The 26,174-nt window shown below is 62.7% G+C and carries 21 protein-coding genes; 6 read left to right on the top strand and 15 right to left on the bottom strand.

Annotated features, from left to right (window positions below; genetic code table 11):
- Window positions 1-96 precede the first annotated feature (96 nt).
- The 5 genes from AB4Y80_RS00430 (at window position 97) to AB4Y80_RS00410 (ending at window position 6,088) form a co-directional block, all read left to right on the top strand.
- Window positions 97-825: a CoA transferase subunit A gene (locus tag AB4Y80_RS00430; RefSeq protein ID WP_442211256.1), complete on the top strand. Its 729-nt coding sequence runs from the start codon at window positions 97-99 to the stop codon at window positions 823-825.
- A 28-nt stretch (window positions 826-853) separates the two neighbouring features.
- Entirely contained in the window at window positions 854-1,543 is a 690-nt protein-coding gene (locus AB4Y80_RS00425; RefSeq protein ID WP_442211254.1) for a 3-oxoacid CoA-transferase subunit B, read from the top strand.
- A complete protein-coding gene (locus tag AB4Y80_RS00420; RefSeq protein ID WP_442211252.1) occupies window positions 1,540-2,724 on the top strand; it encodes an acetyl-CoA acetyltransferase in 1,185 nt (394 codons plus the stop codon). Before AB4Y80_RS00425 ends, AB4Y80_RS00420 begins: the two co-directional genes overlap by 4 nt.
- A 102-nt stretch (window positions 2,725-2,826) precedes the next feature.
- Complete coding sequence (locus tag AB4Y80_RS00415) at window positions 2,827-3,162, top strand: carboxymuconolactone decarboxylase family protein (protein WP_442211250.1); 336 nt, start codon at window positions 2,827-2,829, stop codon at window positions 3,160-3,162.
- A 115-nt stretch (window positions 3,163-3,277) separates the two neighbouring features.
- Window positions 3,278-6,088 carry a LuxR C-terminal-related transcriptional regulator gene (locus AB4Y80_RS00410; protein ID WP_442211248.1) on the top strand — a complete coding sequence of 937 codons (2,811 nt, stop codon included), beginning with the start codon at window positions 3,278-3,280 and terminating at the stop codon, window positions 6,086-6,088.
- A gap of 26 nt (window positions 6,089-6,114) precedes the next feature.
- Here the strand turns inward: AB4Y80_RS00410 and AB4Y80_RS00405 are convergent, their stop codons facing one another.
- The 11 genes from AB4Y80_RS00405 to AB4Y80_RS00355 form a co-directional block, all read right to left on the bottom strand.
- Window positions 6,115-6,936 (bottom strand): hypothetical protein, encoded by an 822-nt coding sequence (locus tag AB4Y80_RS00405; protein WP_442211246.1) that lies wholly within the window; start codon window positions 6,934-6,936, stop codon window positions 6,115-6,117.
- A 95-nt stretch (window positions 6,937-7,031) separates the two neighbouring features.
- Window positions 7,032-9,362, bottom strand: a complete 2,331-nt coding sequence (locus tag AB4Y80_RS00400; RefSeq protein WP_442211244.1) for a hydantoinase B/oxoprolinase family protein — start codon at window positions 9,360-9,362, stop codon at window positions 7,032-7,034.
- A 58-nt stretch (window positions 9,363-9,420) separates the two neighbouring features.
- A complete protein-coding gene (locus tag AB4Y80_RS00395; protein ID WP_442211242.1) occupies window positions 9,421-11,547 on the bottom strand; it encodes a hydantoinase/oxoprolinase family protein in 2,127 nt (708 codons plus the stop codon).
- 15 nt (window positions 11,548-11,562) lie between these two features.
- Complete coding sequence (locus AB4Y80_RS00390; protein WP_442211240.1) at window positions 11,563-12,018, bottom strand: acetone carboxylase subunit gamma; 456 nt, start codon at window positions 12,016-12,018, stop codon at window positions 11,563-11,565.
- Between the two features lie 48 nt (window positions 12,019-12,066).
- The gene (locus AB4Y80_RS00385) at window positions 12,067-13,989 is read right to left on the bottom strand and encodes a hydantoinase/oxoprolinase family protein (RefSeq protein WP_442211238.1); all 1,923 of its coding nucleotides are present in this window, start codon (window positions 13,987-13,989) and stop codon (window positions 12,067-12,069) included.
- 405 nt (window positions 13,990-14,394) lie between these two features.
- The gene (locus tag AB4Y80_RS00380; protein ID WP_442211236.1) at window positions 14,395-15,096 is read right to left on the bottom strand and encodes a DNA alkylation repair protein; all 702 of its coding nucleotides are present in this window, start codon (window positions 15,094-15,096) and stop codon (window positions 14,395-14,397) included.
- Between the two features lie 60 nt (window positions 15,097-15,156).
- Window positions 15,157-15,918 (bottom strand): ABC transporter permease, encoded by a 762-nt coding sequence (locus tag AB4Y80_RS00375; protein WP_442211234.1) that lies wholly within the window; start codon window positions 15,916-15,918, stop codon window positions 15,157-15,159.
- 10 nt (window positions 15,919-15,928) lie between these two features.
- Window positions 15,929-16,750: an ABC transporter ATP-binding protein gene (locus AB4Y80_RS00370; protein ID WP_442211233.1), complete on the bottom strand. Its 822-nt coding sequence runs from the start codon at window positions 16,748-16,750 to the stop codon at window positions 15,929-15,931.
- Window positions 16,751-16,774: 24 nt separating this feature from the next.
- Window positions 16,775-17,140: a DUF1048 domain-containing protein gene (locus tag AB4Y80_RS00365; RefSeq protein WP_442211232.1), complete on the bottom strand. Its 366-nt coding sequence runs from the start codon at window positions 17,138-17,140 to the stop codon at window positions 16,775-16,777.
- A gap of 2 nt (window positions 17,141-17,142) precedes the next feature.
- Window positions 17,143-17,472 (bottom strand): PadR family transcriptional regulator, encoded by a 330-nt coding sequence (locus AB4Y80_RS00360; RefSeq protein WP_442211230.1) that lies wholly within the window; start codon window positions 17,470-17,472, stop codon window positions 17,143-17,145.
- A 325-nt stretch (window positions 17,473-17,797) separates the two neighbouring features.
- Window positions 17,798-20,653, bottom strand: coding sequence for an FAD-binding and (Fe-S)-binding domain-containing protein (locus AB4Y80_RS00355; protein WP_442211229.1), 2,856 nt, complete (start codon window positions 20,651-20,653; stop codon window positions 17,798-17,800).
- Window positions 20,654-20,841: 188 nt separating this feature from the next.
- Between AB4Y80_RS00355 and AB4Y80_RS00350 the strand changes: the two genes are divergently transcribed.
- The gene (locus AB4Y80_RS00350; protein ID WP_442211228.1) at window positions 20,842-21,576 is read left to right on the top strand and encodes a GntR family transcriptional regulator; all 735 of its coding nucleotides are present in this window, start codon (window positions 20,842-20,844) and stop codon (window positions 21,574-21,576) included.
- A 74-nt stretch (window positions 21,577-21,650) separates the two neighbouring features.
- Here AB4Y80_RS00350 and AB4Y80_RS00345 read toward each other — a convergent pair whose 3' ends face one another.
- From AB4Y80_RS00345 to AB4Y80_RS00330, 4 genes are all read right to left on the bottom strand, one after another.
- Entirely contained in the window at window positions 21,651-22,907 is a 1,257-nt protein-coding gene (locus AB4Y80_RS00345; protein ID WP_442211227.1) for an acyl-CoA dehydrogenase family protein, read from the bottom strand.
- A gap of 107 nt (window positions 22,908-23,014) precedes the next feature.
- A complete protein-coding gene (locus tag AB4Y80_RS00340; RefSeq protein WP_442211226.1) occupies window positions 23,015-23,728 on the bottom strand; it encodes a TetR/AcrR family transcriptional regulator in 714 nt (237 codons plus the stop codon).
- A 102-nt stretch (window positions 23,729-23,830) separates the two neighbouring features.
- Window positions 23,831-24,916, bottom strand: coding sequence for a phosphotransferase family protein (locus AB4Y80_RS00335; protein WP_442211225.1), 1,086 nt, complete (start codon window positions 24,914-24,916; stop codon window positions 23,831-23,833).
- Window positions 24,916-26,142 (bottom strand): acyl-CoA dehydrogenase family protein, encoded by a 1,227-nt coding sequence (locus tag AB4Y80_RS00330; RefSeq protein ID WP_442211224.1) that lies wholly within the window; start codon window positions 26,140-26,142, stop codon window positions 24,916-24,918. Before AB4Y80_RS00330 ends, AB4Y80_RS00335 begins: the two co-directional genes overlap by 1 nt.
- Window positions 26,143-26,174 lie beyond the last annotated feature (32 nt).

Raw genomic sequence — 26,174 nt, 5'->3', positions numbered from 1 at the left:
CCTTGACAGGGCAATTACCGCCCACCTATGCTCAACTTCATACCCTACAGTCCATAAAGTGGATTGACCCCCGACTGGCTCAATGAGGAGAACTTCATGACAAAGGTGCGCAGCAGTGCGGCCCAGGCAGTGGCCGATATAGTGCGGGACGGCATGACGCTGGCCGTGGGCGGCTTTGGGCTCAGCGGCATCCCGGCGGAGCTGATCGAGGCCGTCCGTGATTCCGGCGCCAAGGGCCTGACAGTGGTCTCGAACAACATGGGGATCGACGGCAAGGGCCTGGGCGTGCTCATTGAGGCCGGGCAGGTCGCCAAGGTCATCGCCTCCTACGTGGGCGAGAACAAGCTCTTCGCCGAGCAGTACCTGGCCGGGCTGCTGGAGGTCGAGTTCACCCCGCAGGGCACCCTGGCCGAGCGGCTCCGCGCCGGCGGCTCCGGCATCCCCGCGTTCTACACCAAGACCGGCGTCGGCACCCTGGTCGCCGAGGGCAAGCCGCACGAGGAGTTCGACGGCGAGACCTACGTTTTGGAGCGCGCCATCACCGCCGACCTCGCCCTGGTCCACGCGCACACCGCCGACACCGACGGAAACCTCATCTACCGGTACACGGCCCGCAACTTCAACCCCGTCGTCGCCACGGCCGGCCGGGTGACCATCGCCGAGGCCGAGGTCATCGTCGAACCCGGCCGCCTGGACCCCAACCACATCGTCACCCCGGGCGTCTTCGTCCAGCGCCTCATCCAGGCCACGGCCCGGGTGAAGGACATCGAGCAGCGCACCGTCCGCACCCGCCCCGAACACCTCACCTTCGCCGTCCCGGCCTAAACCACCCCGATCCAAGGAGCACACCAGCATGGCCTGGACCCGCAACGAAATGGCCGCCATCGCGGCCGAGGAACTCAACGACGGCGACTACGTCAACCTCGGGATCGGCATCCCCACCCTAGTCGCCAACAACCTGCCCGACGGCGTCCGCGTCGTGCTGCAAAGCGAAAACGGGCTCCTCGGCATGGGCCCCTTCCCCTACGAGGGCGAGGAGGACGCGGACCTGATCAACGCCGGCAAGCAAACGGTCACCCTGCTCCCCGGGGCCAGCATCTTTGATTCCACGACCTCCTTCGGCATGATCCGCGGCGGCCACGTCAAGGTCGCGATCCTCGGCGCCATGGAAGTCTCCGGCACGGGCGACCTCGCCAACTGGACCATCCCCGGCAAGATGGTCAAGGGCATGGGGGGCGCCATGGACCTGGTCGCCGGCACGCCGCGCGTCGTGGTCCTCACCGACCACACCGCCAAGGACGGCACCCCAAAAATCGTCAACGAGTGCTCCCTGCCGCTCACCGGGCGCCGCGTGGTGGACCGCATCATCACCAACCTCGCCGTCTTCGACATCGAACCCGCCACCGCGAACAGCGCCGGGAAGGACGACGTCGGGAGGCCGGCCCTGATGCTCACGCGCCTGGCGCCGGGGACCACCGTGGCGGATATCGAATCCCGCACCGATGCCGCCTTCGCCGTCCGCCTCGAAGGAGCCGTGGCATGAGCCTGCGCGAACAGTTCGGAAAAGACCTCCTCCTCACCGGCTGGGGACACAGCAAGTTCGGCAAGCTCACCGGGGAAACGCTCGAGTCCCTGATCGTCCAGGTCGCCACGGAGGCCATTACCACCGCCGGCGTCGAACCCGGAGCGATCGATGAAATCTACCTGGGCCAGTTCAACGCCGGCATGATGCCGCTGGCCTTCCCCTCCTCCCTGGCCCTGCAGGTTTCAGAAGACCTGGCCAACGTCCCGGCGACCCGGGTGGAAAACGCCTGCGCCTCCGGCTCGGCCGCCCTGCAGCAAGGCGCCAAGGCCCTGCTCGCCGGCACCGCGAGGACCGTGCTGGTCATTGGTGCCGAGAAGATGACGCACGCCGGCGCCGACGTCGTCGGGGCCGCCCTGCTTGGCGCTGACTACGACATGGCGGGGAAAGCCTCCACCACCGGCTTCACCGGACTCTTCGCCGAGGTCGCCAAGCACTACCAAAAACGCTACGGTCCAGTAGGCGACGTCTTGGGCTCGATCGCGGCGAAAAACCACCGCAACGGCGTCGACAACCCCTACGCCCAGCTCCGCAAGGACCTCGGCGAGGACTTCTGCCGCACCGTCTCCGAAAAGAACCCCATGGTCGCCGACCCGCTGCGCCGCACCGACTGCTCCCCTGTCTCCGACGGCGCCGCCGCCGTCATCCTCTCCACCTCCCCCACCGGCGGCGTCACGTCCCCGGTGCGGCTCGCCGGCTTCGGTCACGCCAACGACTTCCTGCCCGCCGAACGCCGCGACCCCACCGCATTCGCCGCCACCCGCGTCTCCTGGCAGCGCGCCCTGGGCATGGCCGGCGTCGAACTCGACGATCTGGACTTCGCCGAGGTCCATGACTGCTTCACGATCGCCGAACTGCTCATGTACGAGGCCATGGGACTCACCGAGCCCGGCCAGGGCAGCCGCGCCATCACCGAAGGTTGGGTGTACAAGGACGGGAAACTGCCCATCAACGTCTCCGGCGGGCTCAAGGCCAAGGGCCACCCCGTCGGCGCCACCGGCGTCTCCCAACACGTCATCGCCGCCATGCAACTCACGGGCACCGCCGGCGCCATGCAACTGCCCAATCCGCATCGGGCCGCCGTGCAAAACATGGGCGGCGTCGGCATCGCCAATTACGTGAGCATCCTCGAGTCCGTCTAAACCACCAGGGGAATATCTTTCACAGAAAGCGGCACGCGGGTGAGAATTTCAGGAACACACCAGGACACGTACAATGAGGGTCTGAGTATCCGCAAGGCCGTCATGGGTGCGGCCCACGTRGAGCGTAGTCTTGGGCAGGCCACGGAGTTTTCCCGTCCTATCCAAGAGCTGGTTACCGAGTATGCGTGGGGCAACGTGTGGTCCAGGCCTGGCCTGGACATCAAAACACGGAGCATGCTCAATTTGGCTTTGCTGACCGCACTTAACCGTCCCCATCAATTCGAGGGACACCTCCGGGGGGCTCTTAACAATGGCGTTACGGAACAGCAAATTCAAGAAGTACTGTTGCAGACGATGATCTACTGTGGCGCAGCTGCTGCCCTTGAGTCTTTTCGAGTGGCCGAGACCGTTCTGCAGGAAATCCGAGCCCAAGAGTAGGGACCATTGTCGCCTGCAGTGATACAGAACGGTGTCGTTCTGAGTATCTGCGGACATGGGTTCTTCGAGGGCATAGGGCTTTCCCGGCGCATGCCGGCGCACAAGGAGGTGGCGAATGACGGTTGTGCCGCGCGGTGCTTCAAGCAAGTTCCGTTCTCCGAGCCCGGTCGGCAAATGGGTCCCCCGGACGCGGTTGTCCGATTTCCTGGATATCGAACCGGCGTGGCGCCTGGCCCTTATCCATGCCCCGGCAGGCTTTGGCAAGTCCACCTTGGCGGCCCAATGGATGGATCTTCTCGCCGCGCGTGGACGGACCACCGTCTGGCTTTCCCTGGACCGGGATGACAACAACACCATCTGGTTCCTGTCCCATTTGTTGGAAGCGATCGGACGGGCACAGAAGAGTTTCGACGACGAGTTGCAGCAACTGCTCGAGGAAAGGCCCGACGACGCAGAACGCTACGTCATACCCGCCTTGATCAATGCCATCGACGAGGGCGGGCAGGACGTCGTCGTCGCGCTGGATGACTGGCATTTGGTCACGGACAAGCGAACCATGGACGTCGTCGAACGGCTGCTGGACGCCGGCGGAGCGCATCTGTCCTTCATCATCACCAGCCGCACCCGCGCGGGACTCCCGCTGGGGCGCCTGATGGTACGCGGCCAGCTGGTTGAGGTGGATGCCGTCTCGCTGCGCTTCGACCAGCAGGAATCCCAGTCCTTCCTGGTGGACATTAACCGTCTGAACCTCGACCACGAGGACGTGGCCAATCTTCATCGGACCACGGAAGGCTGGATCGCCGCCCTGCAACTCGTGTCCCTCTCCCTGCGAGATCATCGTGAAGCCTCGGCCCTCATTGAGAGACTGTCCGGGGGTCATCAGTCGATCGGTGAGTATCTGGCGGAGAACGTGTTCAACGCTTTGGAACCCGAGGTGTTGGACTTCCTCCTGACTTCCTCTGTTCCCGAGCGCCTGTGCGCGGGACTCGCGTCGGCGCTGTCGGGTGTGGAACAAGGACAAGTGATGCTCGAGCAGGTACAGGCCAAGGACTTGTTTCTGCAGCCGCTGGACGAGGACGGCACGTGGTACCGGTATCACCACCTCTTCGAGGACTACTTGCGCCGCCGCCTGGAGCGGGACTACCCGGGACGGATCAGGGAACTGCATCTCACCGCAGCGCGCTGGTACTCCGTGAATGGATTCCCCAGCGACGCCGTCGACCACGCACTGGCCGCGGGCGACGTCGACTTCGCCGTGGAAATTGTGGAGTCCCGCGCCATGTGGCTGGTGGAGCACTCGAGCATGGCGACCTTGCTCGCGCTGGTTGGCAAGATCCCGGCGGAACGCGTGGCCGGTCAGGCACGGCTCCAGATGGCCATTGCGTGGGCGAATACGCTCATCCATTTGGCCGCGGAAGCCCAGATTGCCCTTAACCAGGCCGGGGCCGTCATGCCCTTTGATGCGTCGCTCAACGATGACGACCGCTTTGAGCTGGGCGTCGAGAGCCTCGTCGTCCAGAGCTGCATTGACATGTATGGCGACAACGTCTGCCGCGTCGGCGAATTGGACGACAAGTGCTTCGCGCACGCCGAACGGCTCCGGTCCTGGATTGTCTCGGTCGGGGCAAACCTGTCAACCTTTAAGAAGATTCACGATGGCCAGTATGAGCAGGCGCTGGAGCAACAGCGCTGGGCGGACAGGTTCCACGACCGGACCTCCGGCCCGTTCAGCAATGTCTATGGGCACTGCTTTGCCGGTTTGGCGGCCTACGCCCTCCTCGACATGGAACAGGTTGAACGGCATTTTGCCCTGGCCGTCGAATTGGGCCGCAGCCACGCCGGACGACACTCCCACGCGGCCAGGCTGGCGGGCGCGATGATGGGGCAGCTGCTTTACGAACGCGGTGCCCTGGACAAGGCCGAAAGGCTTTTGGAAGAGACGCATGAGCTGGGGTCCGAAGGCGGGGTCGTGGACTTCATGATTTCCACATATTCCACTCTCGCCAAAATCAAGGAACTCCGAGGCGACACGTCCAAGGCCGTTGAGATACTCGATGAAGGCGACTCCGTCGCCGACAGTTTGGGCCTGACGCGGCTCAAACTCGTCATGAACCTTGAACGGGTGCGGATGGGCCTGGCACCCCGGCCGTTCCATCCCGCCGACGCCGCCGAGGCCTTCGAAGGGGACGACGTCCACGGGCCGCGGCTTGACGGATTGGCCGAGTCCAACTATCAGATTGTTCTTGCCACGCGGATCCGCTCGGATTTGGCCGCCGCGCACATCTCCGGCGCCGGTAGTCCGGAGGGCCTTGCCGCCGTGGAAACGGCCCGCCTGCTGCTGGGACGGGCCGCGGCCCACACGGGCCCGCGGGCGGAACTGCACGCGCGCATCCTGCTGGTTGAAGCGCTTCAGCAGGCTGGACTCCAGCACGAGGCCGAGGACACCCTCCTTCCAGCGCTCGAGACGTGTCATCGGTTGGGCCTGGTGAGGCCGCTGCTGGATGGCGGCGCCGGCTGCTCCGCAGTATTGCACGCCCTCTCCGAGAAGGTGAGGCTGGGCAGGGCGAAGAACCTCGACGCAGATCTGGGGTCGTTTCTCAGCCTCCTGATTCGACTGGATTCCAATACCGCAGTTGCTCGGGGCGGTTCCACCCTCCGAAGCGCGGGACCCCAGGACTGGCGGACCAAGGCGGAGTCCGTCGCGGAGCCCGGTCTCTCGGCACGCGAACAAACTATTCTGATGCTGGTCGAGAAGGGCCGCTCCAACCGGGAAATCGCCCAGGAGCTTCACCTGGGCATCAACACGGTGAAATGGTACCTGAAGAACCTGTTCAGCAGCCTTGGCGTTGGCGACCGGCAACGCTGTGTGGATGAAGCACGGCGCAGGCATTTGCTGCAGCAAGATGGCAGGTCCGAGGATCTGTAGGGCCGGACGAGACCGCCTGCGGCCGCCTATTGAAGGGCAACAAGTCGCATCAGGACATCCTCCGGCCGTGCCGCGCTGGGCACCTCGGCGAAGTAAAAATCGGCGGCGGGAAGTTCTCCCTGTGCATCCAGCCAGAACCTGTCGGGGATGTACCCTCCCACCGCGGTCTCGGCCTGAAGATGCAGGTGGTCGTCATCGAGTTGCCCCAACGTCCACCGATAGTTGCTGCTCACGTTGGCAATGGGGGTATAGGCGTCCAACCCAACGGACACATGCCGATGGTCCCCGCCAGTTGTTCGGTTGTCCAGAAGAACAGCGGCGATCGGCAAGAGCGCAAAAGCCCGCAACCAGTCGCTCACGTACATCGACGCGTTCTCCGCGTCATCCGGCCCCAGGTCCTCGACGGCGGCGACCCCGCCAAAGCGGTGGGTGGAGATGAGCCAGTCCATGGGGGATGGAATCCGAAGAACCACGGGCTGACGGGCTGTCTGGGCGAAGACCGTCGCGAAGTCCAACACCGCCTTATTGACGTCGCTATCTGCCAACAGTGTCCGGAGCGCAAAGCCCGTCCGGGACTTGGCCGCCATCGCCGCACCAAGTCCGGTGTTGCCCGCCGTCAGATATTCGCAGAGCCGCGCCAGGTCCAACAGGGCGGTGTCGGGCTTGAGCAGCCCTTGCGCCTGGGCAAAGAACGACGCGTATTCGATGGGGTTGTCCCATGGGACTTCATGGCCGCGAAGTATGACCGACGATGCGTAGTGGTGGTGATCGAAGACCACGGCCTTCGCCCTGCCCGACGGAGGGGCAGAGACTATGTTGGCCAGCGTGGTGGAAGTTGAGGTGGTCATGACGTCTCCAAAGGTTTGCTGTTCCGAGCGTCCAGCACCGCACCCTCCGTGAGGGCGGAGGATGCGGCGCTGAACGCTTCTTGAATGGGTTGAGGTTAGGACTTGCGCTGGATGACTTCCCCGTGCTTGGTTTCCAGTTCGCGGATTCTCTCCTCCAATTGCCCGATCTTGACTTCCCTGCGGTCCGGGATCATGATCAGCGGCAGCTTGTCCACGGTGGCCTTGACGCGCTCCGGGCCATTGTTGGTGAAGTGGGTGGCGGTGAGCTCATCCGTGTCGTCACCCCAGGACCCGTAGTAGAGCAGATCCTTCGGCGGCTCGGGCCGCACATAGCCCTCCACGAATTCCTTGTACGGCTTGCCGCGGGCCAGCCGGGCCGCCCGGGCATCCCGGCGCAGTTGACGGGTGGCTTCTTCATCCACCACGAACGTCTCAGCATCCCAAACGACGCCGTAGATGCTTGTGGCAACGTGCGCCGAAATGCGTCCGAGTTCCAGGTCCTTGGCCACCGATTCGGGGTCGCGTTCGAGCACGTCGCCGTAACCGCCGCCAGAGCCCTGGGCAATCATGTACAGCTCGCCATCCTTGGCGACGTCGAACTGAAGACCCATGTGCGCAGTGGTGTATTTCCCGCCCTCATAGGGTTGCCGGTTCATGATCTGCTCCATGGACAGGTCAAACTTGCTGGAGTCCTTGCGGATGATGTCGTAGATGTTGATGCCCTTGACCATCGCCAGCGGGTTGGTGCTGCAGCCGTAGCCGCCAAACATTCCGGTGACGGAGGAGAATTTGGAGCCCGAGGTGACCGTCATAAAGCCCCACATCGGCGTTCCCTCGGCGGCAACGATCATTTCATAGCCCATGCCTCCGCTGTTCTTCCCGAAGCCCTGGTTGTCGCGGACGATGCGCTTGCTCACCAACTGCATGAACGGGACTTCTTCCTCCATGACCTCCTGCTCGGCGGTGTCAGCCATGGCGCAGAATAATGGTGAGACGGCGTCCTCACCATCACGGAACGCCTTGGCCCCACCGCCCATGCCGTTGAGGTCGGCACACAGGTTGCCCACCTGGTCACCGTGCTGGGTCAGGCCTCCCCACAGGAAGGTGTTGATCTGGTTGAACCACGGAGCCAGGACGTTGGAGAACTTTTCCGGATTTGAGAACTGCATCTTCGCGAATGCCGTCTGCAGTGCCGAAAACGCGCGGAAGGAGGCCTGCAGCGACTGGCCCATCGGTGCATCGTAACCGGCATCGGCCCAGGTATGTTCATCCGAGATGATGTCAATGGGAGACATCGCCGACGTGCATCGTGGCAGGTCCGGCCACCAAAAGGCAAGGATTGCCTGCATCATCATGGACTTGACCGAGCACAACGGAGAATTGATGGCTCGGTTGAGGATTTCCGGCCCCGTCCCCCTAAGGTCGACGGTCATCTTATCGCCCTTAACGGTGACCTTGCAGGCAAATTTGATCAAGATGTTTTCTTTGAGCGTGGAGTCCATGAACTGGTTGAAGGTCACGGTCCCGTCGGGGAGCTCGCTGATGCGCCGCTTTACCTCCTCCTCCACGTCTTCGACCGTGACCCGAAGTGCCGCCACAAATGTCTCGATTCCGACCTCGTCAATGATGCTGTCGACGCGTTGTTGGATTCTCTGCACGGCACCGATCTTTACCTTAAGGTCGGCCAGTTGGAGTTTGGGGTCGCGAACCGAGTGCTGCAAGAACGTCAGCAGGTCCCGGCGGAGTTCGCCCTTCTCCACAATCTTGAAGGGGGACATCCGCAGTCCGTCGTCAAAGGGGGTCTCTGAGCCTGACGGCATTCCGCCGGGCTCGCAGGCGCCGTTCTCGCCTTCGTGGATTGTCGCCGCCACCCAGGCGATGATCTGGCCATCGCGCATGATCGGCGTGATCATCGACTGGTCCGTGTTGTGGACGTTTCCATACCGGGCATCGTTGTGGATGAACCCGTCACCGGGGTTGATGCCGACGGTTGGCTCGTCCTTCCAGTACTTCATGATGTAGCGGATGGGGTGGTGCAAGATGGCCGAGAAGGCGATCACCCCATGGCACGAGAGGTAGGCGACATCGCCTTCGGCCGTGTAGATGGCCGTCGTCAGATCCCCCCATTTGGCGCCGGGTGCAGCGCCCATGGCCTCGCACATTTCGTAGCCTTCATCCAGGGCGCCGGCGAGCCGTTTGCGGATGCGATCGATCTGGATGGGGTCGATGCCCCTGGAAATGCACTCATCTTCGTAGGCGGAGCGGGAGGTGATCGAGTGGCTGCGCATGATGGCCGGGTCGGGGCCGAGGAAGAGTGTTGTTTCGTCCATGAATTGGTCCACCCACTGCTGCTCCTGGGCGGTGAGCGGCTGCGACGTGTCATCGGTCCGCCCGGTCCTGCTGATTTCATTGGCTGTAAGCGTCATTGCTGTCTGGCTCCTTCAATGGTTTTTTCTGGAAGGTCTTAGGGTGATATGCCCGGTGTCAGTCTTTGAGGAACCACACGGCCCCCTGTGAGGTGGGTTCCAGTCGCCACGACGGCTCAACGAGGTACGTGGTGTTTTCCGTGGTCACGATGGCCGGGCCGTGAATGACATGTTGATGGTGCAGCGAATTGGCGTCGTATACCGGCGTATCGACGGCGCCGTCGATCTTCACAAAATGCACCTGGCGGATACCGATCGGGGACGGCATGGTCCTGTCGTGCCCGGAGTCGATCGAATCGAACTTCACGACGTCCCCCTCCACATAGGAGGACACGCGAACGGTCTGCGCCTTGATGCCCGCCTCGGGAGCCTGGCTTCCGGCACCGTAGCGCTGGCCGTAAATTTCGGAGAACGTGCGGATCAGGTGCAGGACGTCGGCGACGCCGTTGACACGGTTGATGTCGAAAACGACTGCCGTGGTCACCATTTGGTTGCCGTAGCGCAGGTCCATCTCGAGACTGTGGCGGATGTCTGCGAGATTGTAGCCCTGCCGTACCAGGTCTTCCCTGCCCTTGGCTTCAAGCTCCCGGATGACACGGTTCAGTTCGTCATAGGTGTTGTAGAGGCTTCGTTCCGTGGCGTTGTACAACACCACATGGGAGCCCCGCTCGTGAATATGGAGCGGCTTCATGTTGCCGGCCCCACACGCGGAGAAGACCGAGGAGAAGGGCGGCGCGAGGATCCTGCGGATGCCGGCATGGTCGGCGATGCCGCAGGCATGGAGCGGGCCGTTGCCGCCATAGGCGAGCATGGTGAAGTCTTCGGGAAGGTAGCCCCTGACCCGCAGTTCCTTCGACATGCCAATGGCCATTTGCTCATCGACGCCGTTCTTGACGATCTTGGCCACTTCAATGGTGTCCATCCCCAGTTCGTCGGAGAGAACCTCGTCGATCGCATAGACGGAACGCTTCTTGTTCAGCTTGATGTAGCCGTTGGCGTAGTTGTCGGGATCAAGGTAACCCAGCACGAGGTCCGCGTCGGTAACCGTCGGGCGGAGGCCGCCACGGTCGTAGCAAGCCGGGCCAGGGTCGGAACCGGCAGACTCGGGCCCGATCTGCACCGAATGGTGGATCCTGTCATAGCTGGCTATCGACCCCCCTCCCGCACCCAGGGTCAGCAGGTGGATCATGGGAACCGACACCAGCCAGCGTCCAATGGTGGGTTGGAAGTCGTAGTGCTTGACGCCTCCCTCGGGAACCAGCCCAATGTCGAAGGACGTCCCGCCCATATCCGTGGAGATGACGTTTCCCAACCCGGTACTCGCGGCAAGGTGCTGGGCGGCGCCTACGCCGGCGATGGGGCCCGAGTGGATGGTCTGCAGTGCGTCGGTGGAATTCGACTGGGCCATGCCGCCGGTGTTGTGGACCACAAGCATTGGTTTGTCATAGCCGGAACCGCGGAGGTTGTTGGACAGCTGCCCCAACGCGTGGAACATGATTTCGTGCAGGAACGCGTCAACAATGGTGGAGGTTGCACGGACATACTCGCCTTTCCGTCCGGACACCTGACTTCCCAGCAGAACGGGGATGGCTCCGAGCTCGTGGGCCGGGTATTCGTCCAGGATAATATCGAGAATTTGCTGTTCATGGATTGGATTTTCGGTCGAGTTGACCAGTGAGACCACGAGGGCTTCCGCACCCGCGTCCACCAGTTCCCGGACCTGCATCCGGACGTCCTCTTCCATCAGCGATACCACCACCTTGCCGGCGGAGTTAATGCGCTCCTTGACTGAGCGGATCAGTGCCCGCGGAACCAGCGGATCGGGGCGGGTGGCGTCGGGCATGTTCTGTTGCTTGGACGGGTCCAGCCCCTCACCGTAGCCGCGGCCGCGGGAAAGCGGGATGGTGTCCTCGAATCCGTGGGTCACCAGGGCCCCGACCCGCGGGCCCTTGCCTTCGATGAGCGCATTCGTGCCGAGTGTGGTGGCGTAGCGCACCGAATCCACTTCGGCCAGGACGAGGTCGCGGTCCAGGCCGGCGCGAGAGCAGGCAAGTTCGAGTGCCTCGTTGAAGCCCTGGGCCAGATTGTGTCGGGTTGTCAGTGCCTTCGCTTCGACATACACGTCGTCCCAAACGAAGAAACAGTCGGTAAAAGTACCGCCAATGTCGACGGAAATTCGTTTCATGACCAGTGGTTTCCTTTAGCTGTGCGAATGAGGTGCGGAAGGGGAAAAGCTGTTGTACGAGCCAAGTGCCGGGCTGAAATCCGCGACAGCTTCTTCGCCGGGTCCGTAGTTGATGACGGACTCGGGATCCGTTCCACGTTCGATCCACTTTTCGCGGAGCGAGTCAATATCCCAGAGCATGTCAACCGTCGGCGGGTGTCCCGGCGGAACGTACTCGGTTTCCAGTTGGGTGCCGCACCCGGGGCAGTAGAACTCGAGAATTCGGCAGAAAGTGGGGTCCGGAGCGAAGGTGAATTCGTACTTCTCCGGGTCCAAAATGGACTGGTGGATGTCCCGTGGATCCCGGTCGTAGACCAGGGTCCCCTCCTTGTAGTTGCCTCTGGCGTCGCCAAGGTCGTGGGCGCAGACCTTGCACGTCCAGCGCTCGGTGTCGAGATCGATAATCAGATATTCCGTCATTGGAATACGCATAGCTTGTCTCACCTGTTCTTCTGGCAATTGCTTATGTGATGGTCGGTGCTAGATGGTGTCGGTGAGCATGAGGTCACCGGAACCGCTTACGTCAAATTTCCAGCCGTGCGGGACCCGGGCCGTAAAGTAGGGGCCCTCAACGATGGCCGGGCCCGCCGCCGTCGCGCCGGCCTCCTGGCGTTCCAGCTCGAAAACCGGGACCTCATCCACCTGCTCCACTGAGGAACGGACCCTTCGAGTCGAGGAGGAGACGGCTGGCGACTTCGCCATCGATTCCACCGGCTTCATGGAGGCATGCGGGAGTTCATAGCGGGCCGTCAGGGTCAGCATCGCGTGGTGGGCGCTGATGCTGGGCTGGGGATCCGCTTCATCCAAGGGGAGCTCGGAGATCAGCTGCCCCTCAGCTCCTTCCTGGACCACCCTCCACTCGAGCCGGCATTCCTCGATCTCGTGGCCCTCCTGGAACATGTCCCGAGTGGCACGTTCCCGCAACCGTGTCTTGGTCGCATCGAATTCTTGCGCAGTCAACCCGGCGATATTGGCCTCATACGTCTGGGCGATGTCAGAGAAACCAATCCCGAATGCCGAGAACACCGCCGCCATTTTCGGCACCAGGACCCGGTGCACGCCTGAGATCCGTGCCGCGCCGCAGGCGCTCATGGGTCCGGCACCCCCGAAGGCGGCAATCGTCGTCGCATCCGCATCCAGGACATCGGCCGCAAAGCACTTGGACATGCGGTCGAAGTATGCTGCCTCCATCCGGATCAACGACTCTTCGAGGGAAATCCCCAGAGGGTCCGCTATGACCTCCATGATGACGGCCCGCGACCGCGCAGCGTCGAGACTGAACCCGCCGTCGAGGTACGTGTCCGGATCCAGGACGCCCAAGAGTAAATTGACGTCCGTGATCGTGGCCTGCTTGCCCCCAAAGCCAAAACAAGCAGGACCGGGAGCCGCCCCGACGCTCTCGGGCCCGACGGTGATGACACCATCGCGGAGCGCAATGATGGAACTGCCGCCCACACCATTGGAGTGGACATTGCTCATCTCAAAGGACACGGGAATGCCCTGGATGGACCCCCTGCGGTCCGTTGAAATGCTCGAGTTCTGAACCGAGCCCACATCGGTGGTGGTTCCGCCCACATCAATCATCAGGACATGCTCAAGTCCGTACGCACTTGCGAGCGCTTTTGTTCCTTCAAGGCCGCCGCGGGGGCCGGAGGAATATGTCTTGAGGGCCACGGACTTCGCCACGCGCGAGGAGGCGCCGTCGTTACGGTAAATGAGCAGCGGGTTCTTGACCTTGTGGTCGCGGAGCCGGTGCTCGGCGCTGTAGAGGAAGCGCTCCATCGTCGGATGGAGGAAGGAATTGATGATCCCGGACCACACGCGGCGTCCCCGGACGGCGTCCGGCGTGAATTCCCAGGTAAAAAGGATCGGCACGGAGCCCAGCAGGTGCCGGGGGAATTTTCGCAGCAGGATACCCTTGACCGCTCGTTCCTTCTCCTTGTCCGCCATCGCGACCACCAGCCTGGCCGCGCCATCGGTGGTGAGCCGGTTGACCTGCCGGACGATTTCATGTGTCAGGTCCTCCACGGCCTGGTCGGCGTTGACAACACCTATGCGCGTGCCCACGAGGTCTTCGAACAGCCCGGCTGCCGCGTCGCCGCGCCGAAGCTCCTCCGCCAGGGTGGGGCTGTCCGTGAGGATTCCGATGCGAGGTCCCTTGCGCTCCACGAGGGCATTCGTGCCCTGGGTGGTGGAATACCGGATATGCCGGGTGGAGTGCAGGAGTCGTGGAAGATCCTCCTCACCGAAAATGCCCTTGGAGGCCTTGGCGATCCCGTCAAAAAGACACTGAGACAAGTCAAAGGGTGTCGTCAGGGTCTTCGTAAACGAAAATCCCTCACCATCCCAGACACAGATGTCGGTCAGCGTCCCCCCGTTGTCGATATTGATGAGCCGTTCCATTGATACTCCTTTGTATATTGCGGCGAGATGACATCGGCGTCGTATGCCTCAAGAGGCGACTGTGATCCAAGCCACATTGAGAACTGACCTCAGTCTCACCCAACACATGGGGTGGCCGGCTACTACCTTCCCGGGTGGAATACACGGGGCAAGATGCGCCACCCGGGTGGGTGGCAGCGCAGTGGAGGGTGGCAACGGCCACCGGCCTGGGGGCGCGGCTAGGGAGCCGGCCAACCGCGGGGGGTGTGGTCGGGTTTTGGGCGCGGGTTTTTGGGCGCAGGGTTTTGGGCACTGACAACGGCTTAAGGCAGCTCAAGCCGTGGCGAGAATTCTCGCAGTTGTGGCTTCAATTCCCCCTAGGACGCCGAGGGCAGTCCCTCACGGGGAAAATGGGGGAGGCTTTTCCTACTTGCCGTCCTGTCGGCGCACCAGCTCGGTGATCCAGATGGGCGCGAACGGCGACGTGCAGTTGGGCGGCGTCGGGTAGTCCTTGAGGACCTCCAGGCGCTCACCGATGGCGATGGCCCGGGCACGGTGCCCGGGATGCTCGATCCCGATCTGGGCCAGGCAGTTGTTCATCGCCCACTGCAGGCGGTCCGGGGCGTCCTTCATTTGCGCCTCGATGATGTCCAGGAGTCCCGCGAGGTCCAGGCCGTCGGGTTTTTTCACCACACGTTCGCTGGTCAGCGCCCAGCCGGCGCTGGCGACCACGGGGTCCGGGTCGGCGAACCAGCCCACGCGCAGCGCTTCGGCGTGCTGGCTCTTCTTCACCACGTAGTTCACGAGCCAGTCCTGCACCTTGGGGATGCGCGCCTGGCGCACCATGGCATCCAGCTCGTCCCGCTCGAACGCCTTGGGGCGGCAAATCAGCAGCGCCACCAGCCTCGCCGCGGTGTCACCCGTCGCCCAAAGCTCGCGCGCCAAGTCCTGCTGCGTCTTCAGCCGCTTCGCGAGCGCCCGGAGCTTGCCCAGGTTCACCCCGTGGTCGTCGCCGTGCTTCTCGTTCACGGCCCGCGCCTTCGGGTCCTCCAGCGCGGCCAGCTCGGCCAGCACCTCGGCCACCGCGGTTCCGGTCTTCGTGGTCTGCGCCACCGTCGTCTCGGCCACCTCGGCCTCCTATTCCTCACGTGTGCGAATCAGCCTACTAGGATCCCGGTGATGCCGGTACTAGGCCACCTTGCGGCGGTACGCGACCATGGCGAAGAGGTACGCGAGGACGAGGATGCCAATACACCAGGCGAGGGCGATCCAGATGTTGGCGCCCACCGGCTGCTGTGCGAGCAGGTCCCGGATCGCGTTGACGATGGACGTCACCGGCTGGTTTTCGGCGAACCAGCGCACGGGGCCGGGCATGGTGGCGGTGGGGACGAAGGCGGAGCTGATGAACGGCAGGAAGATCAGCGGGTAGGAGAACGCGCTCGCCCCGTCCGCGGACTTCGCGGACAGGCCGGGGATGACGGCGATCCATGTCAGCGCCAGGGTGAACAGGATCAGGACGCCGGCAACCGCCAGCCACGCCAGCGCCCCGGCCCCGGAGCGGAAGCCCATGAGGAGGGCGACCAGCACCACCACCGCGACCGAGACGAGGTTTGCGACCAGGGAGGTCAGCACGTGCGCCCACAGCACGGACGACCGCGCGATCGGCATGGACTGGAACCGTTCGAAGATGCCGCTTGTCATATCCAGGAAGAGCCGGAAGGCGGTGTAGGAGACGCCCGAGGCAATCGTGATGAGCACGATGCCGGGCAGCAGGTAGTTCACGTAGTTGCCGGTGCCTGCCTTGATGGCCCCGCCAAAGACGTAGACGAACAGCAGCATGAAGGCGATCGGCATGAGCGTGGTGGTGATGATGGTGTCCAGGCTGCGGGTGATGTGGCGCAGGGATCGTCCCAGCAGGACGGCGGTGTCGCCGAAGAAATGAGTGGTCATTTCACGTTCCTTACTTGTCCGTACCGACGCGGGCCTGGCCGACGTCGGCGTCCGTGCCGTTCGCGCCGTCGTCACCGACGATCGCGAAGAAGACGTCCTCGAGGCTCGGCTGCTTCTCGACGTATTCGATCGTGGCGGGCGGGAGCAGCGCCTTGAGTTCGGCGAGGGTGCCGTTGACGATGATCCGGCCCTGGTGGAGGATCGCGATCCGGTCGGCGAGGTGTTCGGCCTCGTCCAGGTGCTGCGTGGTGAGCAGCACCGTGGTGCCGTGGGCGGCCAGTTCCTTGACGGCCTGCCACACCTCCAGGCGGGCCTGGGGGTCGAGCCCGGTGGTGGGCTCGTCGAGGAAGATGACCTGTGGATCGCCGATGAGGCTCATCGCGATGTCGAGGCGGCGGCGCATGCCGCCCGAATACGTGGACACCTTCCGTGCGGCGGCGTCGGTCAGGGAGAAGCGGTCCAGCAGGTCGTCAGCGATCGCGCCGGGGTCCTTGAGGTGCCGGAGCCGGGCGACGAGCACCAGGTTCTCCCGGCCGCTGAGGATCTCATCGACGGCCGCGAATTGTCCGGTGAGGCTGATGGACTCCCGAACCTCCGCGGCCTGCGTGGCGACGTCGAAGGTGTTGACGGTGGCGGTCCCGGCGTCGGCCCCGAGCAGCGTGGCCAGGATGTTCACGATGGTGGTTTTGCCGGCCCCGTTCGAGCCGAGCAGGGCGAATATGCTGCCCCGGGCGACGTCGAAGTCGACGCCGCGCAACACGGCCAGTTTCTTGTACGACTTCTCCAGGCCCTGCACATGGATCGCAGGTCCGTGGACCTGGTTGGCGTTCATCTGGATGTCCTTGTCTGTCGTTCGCTACGTTTCGTCGTCCGCGACGCGCTTGATGGCGGTGGTCAGCCGTTCGCGCTCCTTGTCGATCCACAGCTTGCCGCCGTAGGCCTGGGCGAACGTGTCCGCGAAATCGACCGGGTCCTCCCCGACGATCGCGCGCACGGGTGTTCCGTCCACGGCGGCGCGCTCCCAGAGCTCGACGAAGTCGCCCATCATGTTCAGGGCGGTGGCACCGTCCGTGACGCCGCCGTTGTACATGAAGTACCGCAGCAGCGCCTTCGCGGCGGTGCCATACGGCTCGGGGAGGGCGTCGACGCGGGCCTTGTACTGCCGGTACTGCTTCTTCTGCTCGAGCGATCCGGTGACCAGCTCGATCCACTTTGCCGCCATGTTTATCTACCTCCTTGTTGGAGCTGTTCGAGCCGGTCGGCCAGAAAGCCCCACGTTGTCCAGAACTCTTCGAGATATTCCTGGCCCTGGGCATTGAGTGAATACACCTTGCGTGGGGGCCCCTTCTCGGACGGGCGCTTCTCCACCTCGACGAGGCCGTTGCGCTCGATCCTGACCAGGATGGCGTAGACGGTGCCCTCGGCGATGTCGGTGAAGCCCTGATCCCGCAACCCTGCCGTGATTTCGTAGCCGTACGCGGGCCGCACGGACAGGATCGCCAGGACGATGCCCTCCAGGGTGCCCTTGAGCAGCTCCGTCATCTGTTTACCCACGGCACGACTCCTTTGGCTACCTAGCGCTATTGACTACTAGTACATAGTAGCACTGACTAGTGAGGTCGCAAGGAGTTTTCTCAGGAAGTTTCGTGCTACTCGCGGCTGGCGGAAATGTCAGAACGCAGAACCGAGTACAAGGTCATGTCGTGGAATGATCCATCGCGCCATGGGGCACTCCGGAGCGTGCCTTCCCGCGAGAACCCCGCCCGCTCAAGCGCCTTCCGTTCGGCGATGTTCTCGGCATTCGTGCAGGCCTGGATGCGGTTCCTGTGGGCCTCCCGCATCTAAGGCATGCCGGTGATGGGCTGGATCGGCTTGGACCCTATAACTGGGGCACCTGGTCCAAGGTCGAGTTTGATGCGTTCTGGCCCAGGGCAAGTTTGAGCACCTCGGCCAGATGGATTGCCTTTGCTCCGGTGCCTTGTGTGACCTGGGTGCGGCAAGAGAATCCGTCGGCGAGCACCATTGTGGTTTCGTCTTTGGTCCTGATCTTGGGGAAGAGTTCTCGTTCGCCCAGGGCCTGTGAGACGTCCCAGTGTCCGGGTTCGAAGCCAAAGTTGCCTGCGAGCCCGCAGCAACCGGAACCGATGACGTCCGTGTCTATCCCGAGCCTTTGCAGCACCGCCTTGTCAGGGTCGTAGGAGCCCTTGGCTTCTTGATGGCAGTGCACCTGCGAGATGGCCTTGACCTTGATTTCGCCGAACGGCCAAGCTCCCTGGTGCGCCGCCACTATGTCCGCAAGAGTCACGACCTGGCGGGCCAGCTTGGCTGCACGGGGATCATCGGGCAACAGTTCGGTGATCTCATCTGTGAGCATCACCGTGCAAGAGGGCTCCAGTCCGATGATGGGCATGTTTCCGTCCAGGGCCGAACCCAACGAATTCAGGGTCTGGGAAATGACCCGCTTGGCCATTTCCAGCTGCCCGGTGGAGTGCCACGTCAGCCCGCAGCACACCGGGCCGTCCGGAAGGACCACACGGTATCCCATTGCCTCCAGCACCTCGACTGCGGCTTGACCGACGCCGGGCGAATTGAAGTTGTTGAAGGTGTCAGGCCACAGCATCACCGTGGGCCGATTGCGTTCGTCCACTGCGTGGACGCCCGAGCCTCTTTGCTTCCCGAACCATTTCCGGAGAGTTTGCGGTGCGAAATAGATCATGCGGCGTCTAGGCTCAATGCCGGCCAGGCGCTTTACGAGTTCCTCAACGGGGCGAATCCCGAGAGCCAAGTTGACGAAACGAGCGGCGCCGGGAACAGCTTCAAGTACGCGGGAGGTCAGCGGCAACCATCCCATCGCATAATGCGCCATGGGGCGGAGGCGACCCTTGTAATGGTGGTGTAGGAACTCAGCTTTGTACGTAGACATATCAACGTTGACGGGGCATTCGGAAGAGCATGCCTTGCAGGACAGGCACAAGTCCAGCGCCTCGAGGGTCTCTTTGGAGCGCCAGCCGTCAGTCACTGACTCGCCCCGGAGCATCTCACTGAGAGCACGCGCCCGGCCGCGAGTGGAGTGGACCTCGTCGCGGGTGACTTGGTAGGAAGGGCACATGGACCCCACATCGGACCGGCAGGCTCCGACGCCGACGCAACGGTTCATGGCGCTGGCCAAGGATCCGCCGTCATGGCTGAAGGCGTGGACCGGAGTCAGCTCGAAAGTCCGATTTCCGGGACCCGGACGCAAACCCTGATCAACCGGTTCGGGATCCACCAGGATGCCGGGGTTGAAGAAGTTCTCTTCATCAAAGATGCTCTTGAACTGTGCGAACGCCCTCAGTGCCGAGTTGGAGTAAACATACGGTAGCAAGGCAGAGCGCGCGCGTCCGTCGCCGTGTTCACCTGACACGGAGCCACCGTAGCGGGCTACCAGTGCGGCAGCTTCTTCGACGAACTTCCGGTAACCACGAACGCCTTCTTCTGATCCGAGGCCGAAGTCGATGCGGATGTGTACGCAGCCCTCGCCGAAGTGGCCAAAAGGTATACCCCGCAGCCCATGTGCGTCAAGAAGTCCATACAAGTCACGCAGGTAATCGGCAAGGTGTTCCGGTGGCACTGCCGAATCTTCCCACCCCGGCCAGGCTTCGCCGCCGTCGGGAAGGCGGGTGACAATGCCGGCGCCCGCCTCACGGATATGCCAGAGTTCACGCGCCTGGGAACCCTCCGTGACGACAACCGAGTCGACGATCTGCCCCGTGCCGGCCAGCTCGTCGACAAGCGCCCGGGCGGCCTCACCGGCCTCATCGGGCGTCCGTCCGCCGACCTCCACGTATAGCCAGCCCCCGCCGGCCGGCAGTTCCGAACCTGCATCCTCCTGACCGGGCCGTGAACGCAATGCGGCCAAGAGGTCGGACCCCATTCCTTCAACCGTGTAGACGCCTTGTCGCCGTAAACCAGGTGCTGCCTTGGCTGCCAAGAAAACGTCCGAAAACCCGAGGACGGCCAACGCCGTGGCCTGCGGACGCTCAACAAGCCGGACGGTCAATTCGGTGATGACCCCGCAGGTGCCCTCGGTGCCGGCCATGGCCTGGGCGACATTGAAGCCATTCTCCGGCAACAGATGGTGAAGCCCATACCCGGAGACCTGGCGGGCAAATTGCCCCAATTCAGTACGCAGAATTCCCAGATGCTCGTCTCGGAGCTTCTTGAGCCTCTTCTCGATTTTCGGGTCACTGCAGTAGTCGGCGCCGATTTCGATCTCACGACCATCAGCGAGCATCAGCTTGAGGGACACGAGGTTGTCAGCGGCCGTGCCCCAGGCAACGGAGTGAGAGCCACAGGCATTGTTTGCAACCATTCCCCCCACGGTGCAGCGTGAATGCGTCGAGGGATCCGGCCCGTAAGTGAGCCCGAACTCCCCTGCCGCGTCCCGCAACGTATCGCACACCACACCTGGACGGATCCGTGCCGTCCGCGCCCCGGAGTCAATGGCAAGAATCTGATTGAAATAGCGGCTCACGTCGATGATCAGCCCATCACCGATCGCGTTTCCCGCCACCGACGTCCCGCCCCCGCGGCACACAACGGACCAGCCGCGTTCGGAAGCCATGCGCAGAGCTTCACGGATGTCCTCTACGGACCGGGGCTCGACGACTGCCGCTGGTAATCGCCGATAAATCGACGCATCCGAAACGTAGGCGGCACGCGTCGTGATGTCTTCACGCAGTTCGATGGGGGTCATTTCTCCTCCTAGGGCGAGTGGCAGCATAACTGTGCGCTGCCATAGTAGGTAGCTGCAGGAGGCAACTTTCTGGAGAAGATCGTCGCTTCATTCCGCGATACAGTAAGTAACATGCTACATGCGACTTGGATGCCAATGAAGTCCCACACGAGCGGAACCCGCTCTTACGCTGGGATATGGTGAATTCCATGGCACGGCCCGATCTTTCGTTTGAACCACTGGGGGAACAAGAATCCTCGCTGACTGACAAGGTCATGAACAGGGTGCGGGCTGCCGTCGTGTCAGGGGTGATGCAACCAGGCGAGCTGTATTCCGTCTATCAGCTTGCGGAGACCCTTGGTGTTTCCCGTTCACCGGTTCGGGATGCGATGCTGCGACTCGAAGAGGCCGGTTTGGTTCGGTTCGAACGAAACAGGGGATTTCGGGTGATTCAGCCTCGACCGGAAGACATTGCGGAGATATTTGCTCTCCGTCTGGCCCTGGAAGTGCCGTCCGCCAAGCGAGCGGCACTCCTGCGTTCAGATGAACTCCTCGTGGACTTACGACACGAGATCGCACTGATGGTCGACGCCACGGTCACAGACGACGAGGCACGGTTCTCTCAGCACGATCAGCGATTCCACGAGCTCATCATCGAAGTTTCCGGGAATCAGAGAATCCGTGACGTCGTCAACCGGCTTCGGACGTCAACCCGGATCCTCGGTGCCTCAACGGCGGGGGTTGACCGCACCCTGGTGGACATTGCCGAAGAGCACAACCCCATCGTCGAGGCCATTGGCCGAGGTGACGGAGGAGCCGCGGCGGCGGCTATGCACGCCCATCTTTGCCGTACCGGCCGCCTCCTGGTACAACAGAACGTCAAGAAACTCGGCCTGGACCTTGACGGCGACGAGGTCTGGGAGCGCATCACTTCGTACTACTAACGAGCTCCGCCGAGAATGACGGGGGCTTTCGAGGCGTCAACGGGCAAACGGCAACCTCGGGTTCGCTGGAATCCTTAGTTGAAGGCTGAGATGCCCGTGATGGAGCGGCCGATGATCAAGGCCTGGACGGTTTCGGTGCCCTCGTACGTGTGGAGGGCTTCGATGTCGGTCATATGACGGGCGACGCGGTTTGCGAGCAGGATACCGTTGCCCCCGAGCAGGTCCCTGGCAATGGACGCAATGGACCGCGCGGCGCGTGTGCAGGTAAACTTCGCCAGCGAAGCCTGCACCGGGGTGAGGACCCCGGCCTCGTCCAGGCGGGACATCTGCACCACCATCAGTTGCATCGTCGCCAGTTCGGAGAGCATGCGCGCCAGTCGTTCCTGGACAATCTGCGAGGCGGCGAGGGGCCGGCCGAACTGCTGGCGCTGCGCCGCGTACTGCACGGCGGTCTCGTAGCAGGCCGTGGCATGTCCGACGGCGGACCAGGCCACGCCCAGCCGGGTAGCAAGCAGCACCCGTGAGGTGTCCTTGAACGAGTTGGCGCCCGGCAAGATATTTTCCGCAGGGACGAAGACATTCTCCAACCGGATGTGGGCCTGCCAGATGGCCCGCAGCGAAACCTTGCCTTCGATGACCGTGGCCCTGTACCCCGGAGAGTCCTGCGGGACAAGGTACCCGTGGACCTGTCCGTCCTCGGCCCGGGCCCACACCACCGTGACACCGCCGACGGAGCCATTGCCGATCCACTTCTTCTCCCCGTTTAGCAGGACACCGCCGGGTGTGGACGTGGCCGTGGTCTCCAGTGCCACTGAGTCCGAGCCATGAGTCGGCTCGGTCAGGGCGAAGGCGCCGTAGTCCTCACCGCGGGCCAAGGCTGGCAGCCACTGCCGCTTCTGTTCTTCTGAGCCGCACAGTGCGATCGAACGCATGGCAAGGCCGCCCTGTACCGCGATGATGGTGCCGATAGACCCATCGCCGCGGCTGATTTCCATGTTCACAAGACCCGCGGCCATGGTAGACATGGGCGCAAAACCGTCCACGTCCAGTCCGTCGCGGAGCAGATCCTCCTCGCCCAGGCGCCGAAGCAGGTGCAGTGGGTAGGCCCCACGGTCCCAATAGCCGTCGATAACCGGCAGAATCTCGGCCTGGACAAATGCCCGCGCGCGGCTCCGATATGACCGATCCTCAGCGCTAAGCTCCAAGAAGACGCCAGCCGGGTCCGGATCCAGCGCATCGCTCAGCACGTAACCGGGTTCTATGGTGCCGGCAGGAAAGCCTTGCGGCACTTCGGCGGTGCTGGTTGTGGCGGCTGGGGTCAAAAGTGTCATCAAGCAGTCCTTAAACTATTTTCCCAAGGATTCCCCGCAGGACCCGTGGGACATCCACGTGGGATCAACAATGCCTGACACTGAGTCTCACGTCAAGGTACTTAGTGTCATAGTTGTTTTGGACTCAAAGCCTCGCGGACAGCATCGATGATCTGTTCGGTACCCGCCCCAGGTTCCAGGACGGCAACGACGACGGCAGGACGGGTGGGTTCCAAGACCGCAGCCGGAAAAAGCGCTGGCCGAAAGATGTCAGTCAGATTCCGCAATTCGCGGCCCAGCCGCGCAGTCATTGTGTGATCCAGCCGGTCATCGGAACCCTCTTCCGCATCCTGGAGCCAGTGCCGCAAGACCCTGTTGTGGACGGCCACCACGGCCGCCGCGAGGGACACGGCACTAAACTCCTGGCCCTCGTCGCTAAGGGCGGACTGCAAGTGACGGCGGAACAACCGCTCGTAACGGTGCGTTGTTACCAGTTCACGCTCCCGGAGCATCTGTACCTGGCGCAGCAGGCGGCTCCGGAGCAGGGACGTCTCCCGGTTGCGAACATGCTGATCGAAGACCATGAGCGCCGCCTCCGTCACCGCGGTAAGCGGATCGCCTGTAGCGCCTGCAAGGTCAGCTTCGACCCGAGCCAAAAGGCGCTCGTGATCAGCAAAAACCACCTCCTCCTTGGAACCGAACTTACGGAAGAACGTGCTTCGGCTGATGCCGGTCGCGTCCGCTAACTCTTCCACCGGGGTGGAGTTGTAACCCTGCCGGATCAGCAGTTCAAGGGCAACTGCGATAGCCGGGCCAGGATCTTGGGTTGCGGAGTTGACCATGGGCGTGAATTTAGCACGGGAATAGGTTCAACCCTAAGCGCGCGTCCAATTAAGCAAGGTCTCGATGGCATGGCTTCTGTTTGTGAAATTCAGTCACCAAAGTCATGAGCAGCCGGCGAACTCCCGGGACCGTTCAAGGATTCGAGGTACACCGTCTTTAAGGATTGGAGCAAAACTTGTGTCGTGGGGACGTTCCCCGTTCATCCAGCGGCTGTAGATGGCCTCACAGAAAATAGCAGCCTTCCACAATGCCAGGGTCTGGTACCAGGGCAGGGCGGTAAGGTCGAGCCCGGTACGTTCCTGGTACCGGGCGACGAGATTGTCCCTACCGAGGTATCCTGGCTCTCTTGTGACAGAGGTCAACTCCAACGGTGTTCTCGGGCTGCCTGCCTCTGCATACGTTGCAGTCAGGTAGCCCAGGTCAGCCAAGGGATCGCCGATGGTCGCCATTTCCCAGTCCAGAATGCCTGTCACCTGCGCAGGCGCCTGAAGGGCAAACATCAGGTTGCCAATCCGGAAATCCCCGTGCACCAAGGCAGTAGCCTGGCTATCCGGGAGGTTGCGTTCGAGCCAGCCCCCGATCCTTGCTACCTCGGGCAGCGACCTGGTCGTGTTCGTGTCCCATAGGTTGGAGAAACGCTCAACTTGGCGACGCAGATATCCCGCAGGTTTTGCCAAGGAGGCCAAGTCACCCGCAGTGACGTCCACTTGGTGGACCTGGATTAGCGAGTCAATGACAGCCTCACTCGTAGCCTTCCGTTGCCCCGCAGACGCGAGATAAGCCGGAATTCGGTCCGTTATGATGGTTCCTTCAATGAAGGACATGATGTAAAAAGGCACACCAAGTACGGAAGCATCCGCGCAGACGGCCAGGACTTTCGGAACGGGAATGCCATGTAACCCAATCAGTTGCTGGATCCGTGCTTCACGAACCATATCGTGCGTCGATTTCGGAAGCGGCGGACGCGGTCCGCGGCGCAGGACAAATACGTCGCCGCCACGCTGTATCCGAAAGGTGACATTAGATTGACCATCCCCGATGCGATCCCAGGAAAGCGGGCCCGTGCCGAGGCCATGGGCGGTCATGAACTCTTCCACGGCATCGAGAATCAGGAACGGAGGCAAGTTCAGACGCGCCGCCTCTGAAGCCGTGGCGACGACCTCAGTGCCGTCCGGGACGCTCTGCATCACAACGCTCCAACGGATTCCACGTCGGCCATGTACGGTTCACCGCACTCGACAGCGTGGCTCCGATGGGCTGAGGCCCGGCGCGAGATTGCCCACTTGTGCGTCTCGTTGGAGCCGTCATAGATTCGAAAAGGGCGGACTTCGTTGAGATAGGCCGCCAGGGGAAGAGCATCAGAGACCCCGTCTCCTCCACAAATTTGCATGGCGCGGTCGACCACACGATAGATCGACTCGGAGCAATGCACTTTTGCCACGGAGGACAGCGCGGATCCGGCTCTTGGGTCTGTTTCCAGGAGGGCCGCCGTCTTGGTGATGATGGCATCGGATGTTTCGATATCGATGACACACTGTGATATCAGTTCCTGGGCGAGCCCGAGGCCGTGAAGAGGGGATCCGAAAAGCTCCCGCCGCTGAGCCCTATCCAGTGCTATGTCAAGTGCCCGGCGGGCCAGACCGAGCCAGCGCATGCAGTGCGTGAGACGCGCAGGCCCAAGCCGCATCTGGACATATTTGAATCCTATGCCCGCGGCACCGAGGACTGCACCGTCTGGAACGAAACAGTCCTCAAAGTGGACGTGGGGATGTCCTCCGTCGATAGCCCTGTCGATGGTGTGGATCTGCTCACCGATACGGACCCCGGGAGTGTCCATGTCCACGAGGAACATTGTGGCCCCGGCCGGGGATTCCCCTGTTGCATCGTTTCTGGCCATCAAGATACAGAAGGCGGCGTCGTTGGCCCCGCTGATGAAGCGTTTGTGGCCGTTTATGGTCCAGCCACCTTCGACCTTCACGGCCTGGGTTTGCAGGGCAGCGGGATCGGAACCGGCACCCGGATGCGGTTCGGTCATGCCAAAACACGACCGTGTCGAACCGGCGGCCAGCGGTTTGAGATAGCGCAGTTTCTGTTCGTCCGTGGCAATGAGGTGGAGCATGTGCATGTTTCCCTCATCCGGGGCCATGCAATTGAGCACTGTGGGACCGATTGGCGAATAGCCGGCTTCCTGGAAGATCGGCGACCAGTAGCCGACGGGAACGCCTTGGCCGCCGTACTCCTTGGCGACGTGGGGGGCGAAGACACCGGCCGCTTTGGCCGCAGCTTGCAGACGGATCCGGGTGGCGTTTTCAAGCCGGTGTCCTGGCTTGGGCTCGGCTGGGATGACAACGGTGCGTATGAAGTCGCGGGTTCTCAGTCGAAGCTCCTCGATCTCCAGGGGGATCTGAGTCATGACATTGGTTCCTTTCGAAGTGGGGAATCGGC

The sequence above is a fragment of the Specibacter sp. RAF43 genome (genome assembly GCF_052114065.1).
Lineage (GTDB): Bacteria > Actinomycetota > Actinomycetes > Actinomycetales > Micrococcaceae > Specibacter.
Note: the sequence above shows the minus strand (reverse complement) of the source record. Positions and strands in the feature narration are given on the sequence as shown.

Excerpts from the sequence above, each read along its gene's own strand:
- AB4Y80_RS00430 (WP_442211256.1), top strand. The coding sequence starts at position 97 with ATGACAAAGGTGCGCAGCAGTGCGGCCCAGGCAGTGGCCGATATAGTG.
- AB4Y80_RS00425 (WP_442211254.1), top strand. The coding sequence starts at position 854 with ATGGCCTGGACCCGCAACGAAATGGCCGCCATCGCGGCCGAGGAACTC.
- AB4Y80_RS00420 (WP_442211252.1), top strand. The coding sequence starts at position 1,540 with ATGAGCCTGCGCGAACAGTTCGGAAAAGACCTCCTCCTCACCGGCTGG.
- AB4Y80_RS00410 (WP_442211248.1), top strand. The coding sequence starts at position 3,278 with ATGACGGTTGTGCCGCGCGGTGCTTCAAGCAAGTTCCGTTCTCCGAGC.
- AB4Y80_RS00405 (WP_442211246.1), bottom strand. The coding sequence starts at position 6,936 with ATGACCACCTCAACTTCCACCACGCTGGCCAACATAGTCTCTGCCCCT.
- AB4Y80_RS00400 (WP_442211244.1), bottom strand. The coding sequence starts at position 9,362 with ATGACGCTTACAGCCAATGAAATCAGCAGGACCGGGCGGACCGATGAC.
- AB4Y80_RS00395 (WP_442211242.1), bottom strand. The coding sequence starts at position 11,547 with ATGAAACGAATTTCCGTCGACATTGGCGGTACTTTTACCGACTGTTTC.
- AB4Y80_RS00390 (WP_442211240.1), bottom strand. The coding sequence starts at position 12,018 with ATGCGTATTCCAATGACGGAATATCTGATTATCGATCTCGACACCGAG.
- AB4Y80_RS00385 (WP_442211238.1), bottom strand. The coding sequence starts at position 13,989 with ATGGAACGGCTCATCAATATCGACAACGGGGGGACGCTGACCGACATC.
- AB4Y80_RS00375 (WP_442211234.1), bottom strand. The coding sequence starts at position 15,918 with ATGACCACTCATTTCTTCGGCGACACCGCCGTCCTGCTGGGACGATCC.
- AB4Y80_RS00370 (WP_442211233.1), bottom strand. The coding sequence starts at position 16,750 with ATGAACGCCAACCAGGTCCACGGACCTGCGATCCATGTGCAGGGCCTG.
- AB4Y80_RS00365 (WP_442211232.1), bottom strand. The coding sequence starts at position 17,140 with ATGGCGGCAAAGTGGATCGAGCTGGTCACCGGATCGCTCGAGCAGAAG.
- AB4Y80_RS00355 (WP_442211229.1), bottom strand. The coding sequence starts at position 20,653 with ATGACCCCCATCGAACTGCGTGAAGACATCACGACGCGTGCCGCCTAC.
- AB4Y80_RS00350 (WP_442211228.1), top strand. The coding sequence starts at position 20,842 with ATGGCACGGCCCGATCTTTCGTTTGAACCACTGGGGGAACAAGAATCC.
- AB4Y80_RS00345 (WP_442211227.1), bottom strand. The coding sequence starts at position 22,907 with ATGACACTTTTGACCCCAGCCGCCACAACCAGCACCGCCGAAGTGCCG.
- AB4Y80_RS00340 (WP_442211226.1), bottom strand. The coding sequence starts at position 23,728 with ATGGTCAACTCCGCAACCCAAGATCCTGGCCCGGCTATCGCAGTTGCC.
- AB4Y80_RS00335 (WP_442211225.1), bottom strand. The coding sequence starts at position 24,916 with ATGCAGAGCGTCCCGGACGGCACTGAGGTCGTCGCCACGGCTTCAGAG.
- AB4Y80_RS00330 (WP_442211224.1), bottom strand. The coding sequence starts at position 26,142 with ATGACTCAGATCCCCCTGGAGATCGAGGAGCTTCGACTGAGAACCCGC.